This is a genomic window from Sediminitomix flava (assembly GCF_003149185.1).
In the GTDB taxonomy this organism is placed as follows: Bacteria; Bacteroidota; Bacteroidia; order Cytophagales; family Flammeovirgaceae; genus Sediminitomix; species Sediminitomix flava.
In genome coordinates this window covers 1,111,060-1,123,280 of sequence record NZ_QGDO01000002.1, presented here as the reverse complement: position 1 = coordinate 1,123,280, position 12,221 = coordinate 1,111,060, and the positions used below count along the sequence as shown (strand labels likewise).

General features: G+C 32.6%; 12 protein-coding genes. All 12 read left to right on the top strand.

The genetic code is table 11. The features are described from left to right. Positions 1-8 precede the first annotated feature (8 nt). The 12 genes from BC781_RS11640 (at position 9) to BC781_RS11585 (ending at position 12,220) form a co-directional block, all read left to right on the top strand. On the top strand, positions 9-1,229 hold the full coding sequence (locus BC781_RS11640) for an ABC transporter ATP-binding protein (RefSeq protein ID WP_109617760.1): 1,221 nt from the start codon (positions 9-11) through the stop codon (positions 1,227-1,229). Beyond that, the gene (gene rfbF / locus BC781_RS11635) at positions 1,226-1,996 is read left to right on the top strand and encodes a glucose-1-phosphate cytidylyltransferase (RefSeq protein ID WP_109617758.1); all 771 of its coding nucleotides are present in this window, start codon (positions 1,226-1,228) and stop codon (positions 1,994-1,996) included. Before BC781_RS11640 ends, rfbF begins: the two co-directional genes overlap by 4 nt. After that, positions 1,957-3,087, top strand: coding sequence for a CDP-glucose 4,6-dehydratase (rfbG, locus tag BC781_RS11630; RefSeq protein ID WP_211323748.1), 1,131 nt, complete (start codon positions 1,957-1,959; stop codon positions 3,085-3,087). The genes rfbF and rfbG overlap by 40 nt, the downstream gene beginning before the upstream one ends. Further along, positions 3,084-3,938 carry an NAD-dependent epimerase/dehydratase family protein gene (locus BC781_RS11625; protein WP_158281449.1) on the top strand — a complete coding sequence of 285 codons (855 nt, stop codon included), beginning with the start codon at positions 3,084-3,086 and terminating at the stop codon, positions 3,936-3,938. Before rfbG ends, BC781_RS11625 begins: the two co-directional genes overlap by 4 nt. Continuing rightward, positions 3,939-5,201 (top strand): lipopolysaccharide biosynthesis protein RfbH, encoded by a 1,263-nt coding sequence (gene rfbH, locus BC781_RS11620; RefSeq protein ID WP_109617753.1) that lies wholly within the window; start codon positions 3,939-3,941, stop codon positions 5,199-5,201. A gap of 12 nt (positions 5,202-5,213) precedes the next feature. Continuing rightward, a complete protein-coding gene (locus tag BC781_RS11615; protein ID WP_109617751.1) occupies positions 5,214-6,101 on the top strand; it encodes a sulfotransferase family 2 domain-containing protein in 888 nt (295 codons plus the stop codon). Positions 6,102-6,104: 3 nt separating this feature from the next. Then, entirely contained in the window at positions 6,105-7,193 is a 1,089-nt protein-coding gene (locus BC781_RS11610) for a glycosyltransferase family 2 protein (RefSeq protein ID WP_109617749.1), read from the top strand. 361 nt (positions 7,194-7,554) lie between these two features. After that, positions 7,555-8,046, top strand: coding sequence for a class I SAM-dependent methyltransferase (locus BC781_RS25645; protein ID WP_211323747.1), 492 nt, complete (start codon positions 7,555-7,557; stop codon positions 8,044-8,046). 1 nt (position 8,047) lies between these two features. Next, positions 8,048-9,169, top strand: coding sequence for a glycoside hydrolase family 99-like domain-containing protein (locus tag BC781_RS11600; RefSeq protein WP_109617745.1), 1,122 nt, complete (start codon positions 8,048-8,050; stop codon positions 9,167-9,169). Beyond that, positions 9,159-10,142, top strand: coding sequence for a glycosyltransferase family 2 protein (locus BC781_RS11595; protein WP_109617743.1), 984 nt, complete (start codon positions 9,159-9,161; stop codon positions 10,140-10,142). Before BC781_RS11600 ends, BC781_RS11595 begins: the two co-directional genes overlap by 11 nt. Beyond that, positions 10,132-11,256, top strand: a complete 1,125-nt coding sequence (locus BC781_RS11590) for a glycosyltransferase (protein ID WP_109617741.1) — start codon at positions 10,132-10,134, stop codon at positions 11,254-11,256. Before BC781_RS11595 ends, BC781_RS11590 begins: the two co-directional genes overlap by 11 nt. Further along, complete coding sequence (locus BC781_RS11585) at positions 11,240-12,220, top strand: glycosyltransferase family 2 protein (protein WP_109617739.1); 981 nt, start codon at positions 11,240-11,242, stop codon at positions 12,218-12,220. Before BC781_RS11590 ends, BC781_RS11585 begins: the two co-directional genes overlap by 17 nt. Position 12,221 lies beyond the last annotated feature (1 nt).

Sequence of the window (12,221 nt, the reverse complement as noted above, 5' to 3'; positions counted from 1 at the left end):
AAGAAAAGATGATAGAAGATCAATTACATGTAGATCAAAATACTACAACTTTAGACAGAGAAGTACTTGTTAAAGTTGAGGGAGTATCAAAGAAGTTTTGTAGAAGCTTAAAGAAGTCTCTTTGGTATGGTGTCAAAGATATAGCGAGTGAAATAGTTGGAAAAGATAAAACTCAAGAGCTTAGAGCTGATGAATTTTGGGCGGTCAACGATGTGAGCTTTGAGCTTAGGAGGGGGGACTGTCTAGGACTTATCGGACATAATGGTGCTGGTAAATCTACACTGCTTAAGATGCTCAATGGCTTGATAAAACCCGATAAAGGTACGATCACAATGAAAGGTCGTATTGGGGCTTTAATTGAGTTAGGAGCGGGTTTTAATCCTATTCTTACAGGAAGAGAAAATATTTATAACAATGCCGCTGTTCTAGGTTTTAGTAAAGAAGAGGTAGATGCAAAACTCGAAGACATTATTGAGTTTGCTGAAATTAGAGACTTTATTGATACACCTGTACAAAACTATAGTTCGGGGATGAAAGTGCGTTTGGGTTTTGCGGTTGCTGCACAGATGGAGCCTGATGTATTGATAATTGATGAAGTATTGGCAGTAGGGGATGTAGGATTTAGATTAAAATGTATAAGTAAAATTAGTGAATTAATAAGAAGAACATGTGTGATTTTTGTATCACATTCTATGACTCAAATCTCTAGGGTAAGTACAGGAACTATGTTGTTGGAAAGGGGTAGAGTAAAGTTTTTAGGTGAAATTAGCATGGGTATTCAAAAATACTATGAGCTTTTTTCAAATGAAAATAGGCTAGAATTAGGAGTGGGAGGAGCAACTATTTATGGCAGTGATGTTGCTGTTTCATATAGCAAAAATATGTCAGCAGAATTAAGAATTTCAATAGAATTGAAGCTTAATATATCAAATAAAGCATATTTATGGTTGATGTTATGGGATCAAGAATTAAAGCCAGTAGCGGATATTTATGCAGGGCAAAATGGGATTTGTTTACGGGATACACTAGAAAGTCAATGTATTGAGGTGAACTGTCCTAATATAAACTTAGCTTCAGGTAAATATATGCTTTCAGCAATAATAGTTGATGGTTTTGGCCGTGTTCTGAAAAGAGTGGATAATATGCAAGCCGTGATAATAAGCACAAATGTTCATACCCAAGCGGTAATTAACTATATGTTAGATTCTAATCAAATAACTTTTAAATGAAGATTGTGATATTAGCAGGAGGCTTTGGTACAAGGCTCTCTGAAGAAACCCAATTAATCCCTAAACCTATGGTAGAAATAGGAGGGAAGCCCATTCTATGGCATATTATGAAAATATACTCATCATATGGTTTTAATGATTTTGTAATTTGTTTGGGGTACAAGGCTTATAAAATAAAAGAGTACTTTGTGAACTATTATCGACATCAAGCGGACTTAACTGTTGATTTAAGGGATAATAGTGTTGAGGTACATCGAAATACAGCAGAGCCTTGGAAAGTAACTTTGGTTGACACTGGTTTGAATACAATGACAGGTGGGCGGATTAAAAGGGTTGCACCATATTTGAATAATGAACCATTCATGTTGACCTATGGTGATGGGGTAGGCAATGTTGACTTAACTGCATTAATGAATTTTCATAAGGAACATACTAAGTTAATGACTGTAACAGCAGTTCAACCCTCAGGTAGATTTGGAGCATTAAATTTAATGGGTAATAGGGTAGATTCTTTTGAGGAAAAACCTAAAGGAGATGGCGCCTGGATTAATGGTGGTTTCTTTGTTTGTAACCCTGAAATAATTGATTATATAGACGGGGATGATACGATATGGGAAAGAGAGCCTATGGAACGAATTGCTGCAGATGGGGAAATGGTTGCTCGTTTTCATGATGGATTTTGGAAACCCATGGATACACTGAGAGATAAAAATGAACTAGAGCTATTATGGGAAAAAGGAACAGCCCCATGGAAAATATGGAAGTAGGAAAAGTATTTGGAGGTATTTATATAGGTAAAAAGGTTCTAATAACTGGACATACTGGTTTTAAGGGGACATGGTTATCAATTTGGTTGAAGTTATTAGGCGCTGAAGTATATGGTTATGCTTTGGAACCACAATCAAAGGGAGGTAATTTTATCCGATGTGGACTTGAAAATGAAATATCTCATAAAATAGGAGATATTCGAGATATGCAAATGTTTCAAGAGTATTTAACGCTAATTAAACCAGATATTTGTTTTCATTTAGCTGCTCAACCGCTTGTCTTGGAATCTTATAAAGATCCTCGAGAAACTTTTGAGACTAATATGATGGGAACTGTAAATTTTTTTGAAGCAGTACGAATGACACCTTCTGTTAAGGTAGCAGTGAATGTAACAACAGATAAATGTTATGATAATAAGGAATGGGTTTGGGGATATAGAGAAGACGACCCTATGGGAGGAAAGGATCCTTATAGTGCATCTAAGGGCTGTTCTGAATTAATTACAAGTTCTTATTTATACTCTTATTTTGATCAAAATAACACTTGTGCTATAGCAAGTGCACGAGCAGGAAATGTAATAGGAGGGGGTGATTGGGCTGAAAATCGTATTGTACCAGACTTTTTTAGGGCGATTAATAAAGGGAAAGAAATTTATTTAAGAAATCCTAATGCTACACGCCCTTGGCAACATGTGTTGGATCCGTTAAGTGGTTATTTACAATTAGCAGCTATGTTGTGGGAGAATAAAGAAAGTTACCAAGGAGGTTGGAATTTTGGACCTGCTACCCAAAGTCATTTTAGTGTAAAAGACTTAGCTGAAAAAATGATCCAATATATGGGGCATGGAAGCTTATCATATGTCAATGAAAAATCGATATTACATGAGGCTAATTTACTGAAGTTGGACATATCGAAAGCTGTTAATCATTTACAATGGTATCCTGTATTGGATTTTGATGAAACGGTACGTTTTACAGTAGAAGGATATCAAGCAGATATTCAAAGCAACTTGATATTGAGTGCTCGCCAAAGTCAAATTAAAGAATATATAGCTTTAGCAAGAGAGAAGAACATTCAATGGGCAAAATGAAAATTTTACTAACAGGAGGGACTGGTTATTTAGGTAGTAACCTTTTAAAGCTATTCTTGAAAGAAGGATATCAGATTGTCTTACTTAAGCGTTCAAGTTCAGATTTATCAAGAATATCAACTTATATATCAGATATTACTTGCTATAATTTAGATGAGATAGAACTATGTAAGGTATTTCAAAAGCAAGATATTGAGCTAGTTTTACATGTCGCAACAGATTATGGACGTCAGAAGGAGGAAGATTTAGAACTTATTCAAAGTAATTTATTATTTCCTTTAGAGTTACTGAATTTAGCTATAGAAAATAGTTGTATTTATTTTATAAATGTTGATACATCTTTAGAACGTTTAGTTAATCGTTATTCATTGACTAAAAAAATGTTCAGAGATTGGCTATTGTTAAAGTCAAATCAAATAAAGGTGATTAATACAATTCCTGAGTATTTTTATGGGAAAGAGGATAGTTCATGGAAGTTTATTACAACTATGGCTCAGAAAATTAAGAATGATGAATATATTCCTTTGACTAGTTGTGAACAAAAACGAGACTTCATATATATTGATGATATTATAGAGGCTTATAAATGTATTTTAAAGCACAAGGATAGTTTTGATGAATATATAGATATTCCGATAGGTAGTGGAAATGCAATTGCTCTAAAGGATCTTTTATTTAAAATCAAAGAAATATACCCAGACTCTCAGGCGGTATTAGATTTTGGAGTGTTAGAGCGTCGACAAAATGAGGTTGAAGAACAAAAAGCAGATACATCATTTTTGAATAAGCTAGGATGGTCGAATCTAGTGGACATTAATAAAGGGTTAGAATTAACATTAAATACGAAATAAATGATTTCTTCTTTAACATTAAATACTTTTAAGAAGCCTATAGCAGGTGAAGATTATATTCCTGTTACAGGAAAAGTAATTGAAAAAGATGATTTAGAATTAGGTATGGAAGCAGTAGCTGATGGCTGGCTAACAGCAGGTCGTTTTGCAAGAGAATTTGAAAAAACATTACCTAAGTACATGGGATCAAGGTATTCATTTTTAGTTAACTCTGGATCTTCTGCAAATTTATTAGCTTTTTATACACTGACTTCACCAAAATTGGGAGGACGTCAAATATTGCCTGGGGATGAGGTGATTACAGTAGCAGGAGGTTTTCCTACAACCATAAATCCTATGATTCAATATGGTTGTACACCTGTATTTTTAGATATAGATTTAACAACACATAATATAGATGTAAGTTTACTAGAAGAAGCTATCACAGAGAAAACAAAAGCGATAATGATTGCTCATACTCTCGGAAATCCGTTTAATCTAGAGGTGATTGCAGATATTGCAAAAAAACATAATTTATGGCTTGTAGAAGATAATTGTGATGCTCTTGGAGCTGAGTATTTAGGTAAAAAGACAGGTTCTTTTGGTGATTTAGCAACTTTATCGTTTTATCCAGCCCATCATATTACAATGGGAGAAGGCGGAGCAGTCTTAGTAAATAACCCCAAACTAAAAAAAATTGCTGAAAGTTTTCGAGATTGGGGACGAGATTGCTATTGTGAACCTGGAAAAGATAATACATGTGGATGTAGATTTTCGCAGCAATTGGGTGATTTACCATATGGTTACGATCATAAATATACTTATTCTCATATCGGTTTTAACTTAAAAGTTACAGATATACAAGCTGCTATAGGTTTGTCTCAACTACGCAAGGTTGATAGATTTATAGATCAACGTAGGAAAAACCATAGTGCTTTATATGAGCGTATGAAAGAGTTTGAAGATATTTTTATTCTTCCTGAGGCAACACCTAATAGCAATCCATCATGGTTTGGTTTTTTGATGACATTAAGAGAGGGAACTGCAGAAGATCGACATATGTTAGTGCAATATTTAGAGTCTAGTAAAGTTGGAACACGTTTACTTTTTGGTGGTAATCTACTTCGTCAACCAGCTTATAAAGATATAAAACATAGAGTAATAGGGGAACTGACAAATACAGACATTGTAATGAATAAATCGTTATGGTTAGGAGTATGGGCAGGACTAGATGAGGATCACCTTGATTATATGTATGATGTAGTAAAGAAATATGTTCGATAATATTGATATAAGATGGAGTATACCATACCGAAAGAGCTTTTTACGAAAAGGGATATTGATCTTACATTTATGCATATTCATAACCCTAAGTCAGCAGGGTCAATGTTCCGAAATATTTTAAAGAGAAATTTTAAAGATAACTTTGGTGATGATCTGCCATATGTGAGTTATAAAAAATATGATAAAGAAGATATTAGATCTCTTTTATATTTGTATCCATTTGAGTGTTTTACATCACATAACTATAGTTTGTTATCTTTACCTTTTGACGAACTAAATATTATAGGCATTTCTTTTGTTCGCAATCCAATAGAAAAATTACTGTCTAGCTATTTTTATTTAAAAAATAGATCAATGACATCTGATTGGCATATATTGAGAAATAAAAGTTTAGATGAGGTTATTGATTTCTTATGTGCTAATAGAAATTTTCACCCATTTCTATTAGATACAGGGCAAGCTGACTGGATTTTAGGGCAGGAAACACAAACAATAGACCCTTTTAAAGACTATTTGAATAATGGATCTTTCCATTTATTTCCAACAGAAAGATTTGATGAGGTATGTGTGATACTTGAAACTCTTTACCCTACTAAATTTAAAGACTGTTCTTACACTAAAAGAGTCAATACCTCCGAAAAAGATTTGGTTATATCTGAAGATACTTTATCTAAAATTAATAAACTTCCGTGGCTTAGAGTAGATAACGCATTATATGAAATGTCAAATAATTATCTTTCTGATTTGCAACAAAAAATCTTTTCTCCTAATGAATTTAGTACTAAGCTAGAGGATTTTAGGAATAGGTGTGCAGCACAAAATAAAGATAGTAAGGATAAAAGGGGGCATTTCAATTCTATTTTGAGAAAATTTCTTTCTAACAAACTATTAACTAAGTAATTCATGGAGTTTATACTGTCAATTTGTATACCGACTTATAATAGGGCAGATTCATTAGGTCAATTACTGACATCTATACATAGAAATTTTAATGAAGAACTTAAAGAGAAAGTTGAAATAATAATATCTGATAATAATAGTCCAGATCATTCTTATGAAGTAGTGGCAAACTTTCAAGATCAGTTACCGATAAAGTACTTTAGAAATGGGAGTAATATTGGAGTAACTGCTAATATATTAAAAGTAACGACTTATGCTAAAGGAAAGTATGGATGGATAATAGGAGACGATGATTTATTAGCGGAAGATAGTTTGAAGAATATAGTTGAAACGCTGGAAAATGCTAAAAATACTAAAGGTTTTATTATTGGTTTTTCATATGAGAAATCCGAAATAAAATCGTCCGTTTTAGAAGGTGATTCCAGTTGTTTGAATCATGAATCACAAATATCTGATAAGATTCCTAATAATATTCTTTGGGAAGAATCCTTTTCATATATCAAAAGACCTGATGGCTTTTTAACTTCGATTGTCTCTCATATTTTTTATTTAAAGGATTGGAATAAGTATTTAAATACATATTTAGGGCAGGTTGAGGGGCAAAATAATGCCCTAGAGTCTACAGTTGGAACATTTGCATATTTAATGCTTTGGTCCGATATGTTTGCTGGCAAGAGTTTAGGAGTAATACAAGAACCAGTTATATATTTTTGTATTGGAGAGCAAAAATGGATTGGAAAATGGAAGACTATATCATTTACTTTTTTACTTGATGTATATTCTTATTTCAGAAAATTAGGGGTGTCCGATAATATTATAAGACAATTAACTGAGCAACATTTCAAGAATAATAAGGATACATTAAAAGAAGTTATTCAACATCCAGATGAATATTCAAGTCGTCATTTTTCATTAGGTCAATTAATAAGAAAATATAAGGATTCTGTCGCTTTTTGGTATCTTTTATCTCAAGTTGTTAGCCTTGACCAACAAAATAATGTTAGGAAAGTTACTATATATGGTTTTTCTTCTAAAGGCTTTTATAAGATTTTTTTAAAAAGTTTAATTGTTCAATTTTTGAAGAAAATTTAAGCCATAGATACGGTATTTGGAACTATGTAAAAAATAAATGAGTAAAATGTGATTAAGTAAATAGACAACAATGATATCAAAGTACATTAAATCACTAAAGGTTAATTTAAGGAACTATCTGTTACAAAGGTTGGTGCCATCAAATTTCTATTTTGAAAATGATGGATATTGTCCTATTTGTGAAGAATCCGTAACATTTATGGCAAGGAATCATTGGCTTAGAGATCATTATAAATGCCCTAGTTGCCATTCTTTACCCAGGGAAAGAGCTTTACAAGAAGTTCTTAATAAGTATTACCCTAATTGGAGAAAGTTAAAAATACATGAATCTTCACCTGGGAATCGTGGAGTTAGCCTAAAAATGAAAAATGAATGTGAGAATTATATGGCTTCTCAATTTTTTGTAGACAAACCTTTGGGTATGATAGTTAATGGCTTTAGAAACGAAGATTTAGAACAACAGACTTTTGAAGATCATGAATTTGATATCATAATTACACAGGATGTAATGGAACATGTCTATGAGCCTGAAAAGGCTTTTAAAGAAATTGCTAGAACTCTGAAAACAGGAGGTGCTCACATTTTTACGGTACCTATCATCAATAAACACTTTGAGACAGAGCAATGGGCTGTGAAGGGAGAGAATAACAACCCAATATTTTTAAAGGAAGCAGAGTACCACGGAAATCCTATAGATCCTCAAGGGTCTCCTGTTACTTATCATTGGGGGTATGATATAGTTGATTTCATTCAACAAACATCTAATTTAGAGACCTCAATTGAATATATAAATAATATAGAATTGGGTATAAGAGCTGAGTATATAGAGGTGTTAATTAGTAAAAAATTATAAAATGTCATTATTACGTCCTATAGCGATACATTTGCCACAATTTCACCCCTTCCAAGAAAATGATTTATGGTGGGGTAAAGGGTTTACCGAATGGACAAATGTTACTAAGGCTAGCCCAAAATTTAAGGGGCATTATCAACCACATCTTCCAACAGATTTGGGGTTTTATGATTTAAGATTACCTGAGTCAAGGGAAAGCCAGGCAGAGTTGGCAAAGGAATACGGGATTTATGGTTTTTGCTATTATCATTACTGGTTTAACGGGAAGAGAGTAATGGAAAGACCTGTACAAGATATCCTTAATTCTAATAAGCCTAATTTCCCATTTTGTCTTTGTTGGGCAAATGAAAATTGGACTAGGAATTGGGATGGCAAAGACAAAGAAGTTCTTCTTAAGCAAGATTATAATCATGAAGATGATTTAAATCACATTAGATATTTAATCCAATATTTTAAAGATGATCGATATATTAGAGTAGATGGTAAACCGTTATTTGTCATTTATAAAACTGAACAATTCCCTAATATAAAGAGAACTGTAGATATATGGAGGTCGGAATGTCTAAAAGCAGGTGTTGGTGAAATTTATTTGGCTAGAATGGAGGCTTCTGCTATCGGTATAGATCCTTTAAGTATAGATTTTGATGCAGCAATAGAGTTTCAACCTAGATGGAGAATGTTAAATGAAAATTTAAGAATGTATGGTTCTTTGTCCGATAGACTTAAACATAAGCTTGGTTATGAGGAATCTCCATTTATTAATAATCGAATTTTTTCTTATGAAGAATTTGTAGAAGATGTAATTTCTAAAGAAAAAGTTGACTATAAATTATTTCCAGGTATTACCCCTATGTGGGATAATTCAGCTAGAAGAAATCAAGGAGCAACAATTTTGGAAGGCTCAACACCCGATTTATATGGTAAGTGGCTAGATCACATTGTGAAAAACTTTCAGCCTTATTCAAGTGAAGAAAATTTTGTATTTATTAATGCTTGGAATGAATGGGCTGAAGGAAATCATTTAGAGCCATGCCGTAAATGGGGAAGAGCATATTTAGAAAAAACCCAAAAGGTCTTTTTATCTAGTTCAAGAGTATCTAAAAAATTGAGTTTTGATAGTTAATCCAAAAGTTAGTGTTGTTATACCCAATTACAATCATGTTAAATACTTATCACAAAGAATAGATAGTGTACTTAACCAAACTTACCAAAATTTTGAAGTCATTTTATTAGATGATAAATCAACTGATAATAGTATTGAGGTATTGGAAAAGTATGCTAAACACCCTAAAGTATCACACCTAGTTATCAATGATGAAAATAGTGGTAGTCCTTTTAAACAATGGAAAAAAGGAATTGAGTTAGCTAGAGGGGAGTATATTTGGATAGCGGAGAGTGATGATTGGGCTGAACATTCTTTTTTATCTACAATTATTTCTTTTTTTCAGGATCAAAAAGTTGGTGTTGTTTATACTCAAAGTCTAATAGTTAATGAAGCTGGAAGAATTTTATATAATAATAAAAGGTGGACTGAAGATTTAGAGAAAGGTAGATGGGATAATAATTTCTATAATAATGGCGAAAATGAGTGTAATAATTATTTAATCAAGAAGAATACGATTCCTAACGCTAGTGCTGTTGTTTTTCGTAAGTCCTTAGTTAGAGCTTACCCTCTAGAGTATAGAATGTTAGGCGATTGGTGGTTTTGGATTAAAATATTAAGAAAAAGTAATATTTGTTTTGTATCTGAACCTTTAAATTATTTTAGAACCTCAACACAGTCTACACGAAATCATAACACCTTTGAAAAGGTACATTTGCGAATTCAAGAAGGTCTCAACATACTGAAAGAATTTACAGACCTTGTTCCCAAGGATATTTTGAAAGAGGAAAATATAGTTTTATTTAATAGATATCGAAGAAATATTAAAACTAAAGAATTTCTGAGCAATCAATTATTGGGACAGAATAGCCTGAATTTTTTTTCTCTTAATATTTTTGAGAAAACAGTATTGTATTGCAACTACTTTATTGAGGTAATAAGAAGTAAAGTACAGCTTAAAACAAGATTAAAAATGATTTTTTATGCAAAGTAAGATAAAGTTAGGTATCATTTCCCCTTCTCAAAACGCCTACTCAGAAACATTTATTCAAGCTCACAAAAACCTTATAGATGCTGATATTTATTATTATTACAGTGGTGCGTTACCTAAAAAGTTAGAAAAGAATAATCAACCTCTAAATTCTTTCCCAAATAAAGTTATTTATAAGACTATAGGGCGTATTAAGGGAGATTATTTATTAGATGAAAAAAAGGCTTTTGAACGTTCTCTAATCAATAATAAAATAGAGGTAGTTTTAGCAGAATATGGGACAACAGCAAGCATTATTTTACCTATCGTTAAGAAATTACATCTACCTCTTATTGTACACTTTCATGGTTATGATGCCTCAGTTTATGAAGTTATTGAACGCAATAATAAATATAAAGATGTATTTGAATATGCCTTTAGGGTTGTAGCAGTCTCTAAGGTGATGTACGATGCTTTATTAGGCTTGGGCTGCCCTGAGGAAAAGTTGATTCTAAACACATACGGACCAAATGATACTTTTCAAGATTTAAAACCGACTTTGGAAGACGAGCTATTTGTGGGAATAGGACGATTTGTTGATAAGAAAGCTCCCTATTATACGATTCTTGCTTTTCAAAAAGTTTTAGACAAATTTCCCAATGCAAAATTGGTGTTGGGAGGTGATGGTATGCTTTTAAATACATGTCATAATCTTGTGAAGTTTTTAGATATTGAATATGCTGTTGATCTTTTAGGAGTAATAAAACCAGAAGAATATAGATCGTATTTACTAAAAGCTAGAGCTTTTGTTCAGCATTCTATTACCTCTAATAGAGGAGATATGGAAGGAACACCATTGGCTGTTTTAGAGGCGAGTGCTGCTGGAGTTCCTGTAATCTCAACCAATCATGCAGGAATACCTGATGTGATTCTTCATGAAAAGACGGGTTTATTAGTAGAAGAGCATGATGTGGAAGGGATGGCTAATAATATGATAAGAGTTCTTGAAGATAGAGAATTAGCAGCTCAATTAGGTACTCATGGAAAAAAAAGGGTAAAGAATTATTTCTCAATGAACAAACATATTGGTCATTTAAATAATTTGGTTGAAGAAGCCTGTTATGAACCAACAGTATAATTCTTTAGTTTCTGTCATAGTCCCTTCTTTTAATAGAGCAACTTTAATAGGGGAAACACTTGATTCTGTACTAGCTCAAACGTATCCACATTGGGAATGTATTATAGTAGATGATGGCTCTACAGATGGTTCTCAAGAGGTTGTTAGGAGCTATATAAAAAAAGATAAGCGTTTTAAGTTTTATGAAAGGGTAAGAGAACCTAAAGGGGCTTCAGTTTGTCGAAATATAGGCTTGGAAAATTGCAAAGGTGATTTTTGTCTCTTTGTAGATAGTGATGATCTTTTGAAGGAAAATTGTTTGGAAGATCGCTTAGCCTTTTTTAGAGAAAATAGATCATTAGATGTTGTTGTTTCCCAAGGGTCTATTTTTTATCAGAATATAGGTGATAGCCAAGAATTGTGTAATAAGTTATCCGATACAATAAGTCCTCAAAAAGTAATTGTAGATTATTTACAACGTAATGCAAATTGGCAAACAACAGGTCCGTTATGGAAGACAGAATTCTTAGGTAAAGTGCAATGGGATGAAAAATTTTCGAATTGGCAAGACCGAGAATTTCATATTCGTCAGTTGCTGCGAAACCCCAAAATAGCTTTTAAAGAGGACCCTGATTACTTTCTTAGGAAAGGAGATCAAAGGTCAATTACTAAAGATATACTTCGTTTTGAAAGTGTCGAAAATAGATATATGGCTTTTGAAGGTCTCAAACAAGAACTACCGTTAAAGTTATCTGTGTTGTTTGAACAACAAATAAAAAAAGAGTTTTATTTTCTGTTAGAAACTGTAGCGGTTAGTGATGATTATGAATTAAAAGATTGGAAAAAGATCGGAGAGACACCATTATTACAAAATATTCCAATCTTTTGGGATGTTTACTTCTCAATATTAGAGCTTTTTCAGAAAAATAGAATACCAAAATTGAGAGGGGTCTTGGTGAATATTAGAAAGCACGTAATTAATTAAA

Coding starts and splice junctions, on each gene's coding strand:
- BC781_RS11590 (WP_109617741.1), top strand. CDS start 10,132: ATGCAAAGTAAGATAAAGTTAGGTATCATTTCCCCTTCTCAAAACGCC.
- BC781_RS11625 (WP_158281449.1), top strand. CDS start 3,084: ATGAAAATTTTACTAACAGGAGGGACTGGTTATTTAGGTAGTAACCTT.
- rfbH (WP_109617753.1), top strand. CDS start 3,939: ATGATTTCTTCTTTAACATTAAATACTTTTAAGAAGCCTATAGCAGGT.
- BC781_RS11610 (WP_109617749.1), top strand. CDS start 6,105: ATGGAGTTTATACTGTCAATTTGTATACCGACTTATAATAGGGCAGAT.
- BC781_RS11585 (WP_109617739.1), top strand. CDS start 11,240: ATGAACCAACAGTATAATTCTTTAGTTTCTGTCATAGTCCCTTCTTTT.
- BC781_RS11600 (WP_109617745.1), top strand. CDS start 8,048: ATGTCATTATTACGTCCTATAGCGATACATTTGCCACAATTTCACCCC.
- rfbG (WP_211323748.1), top strand. CDS start 1,957: ATGGGAAAAAGGAACAGCCCCATGGAAAATATGGAAGTAGGAAAAGTA.
- rfbF (WP_109617758.1), top strand. CDS start 1,226: ATGAAGATTGTGATATTAGCAGGAGGCTTTGGTACAAGGCTCTCTGAA.
- BC781_RS11640 (WP_109617760.1), top strand. CDS start 9: ATGATAGAAGATCAATTACATGTAGATCAAAATACTACAACTTTAGAC.
- BC781_RS11615 (WP_109617751.1), top strand. CDS start 5,214: ATGGAGTATACCATACCGAAAGAGCTTTTTACGAAAAGGGATATTGAT.
- BC781_RS25645 (WP_211323747.1), top strand. CDS start 7,555: ATGAAAAATGAATGTGAGAATTATATGGCTTCTCAATTTTTTGTAGAC.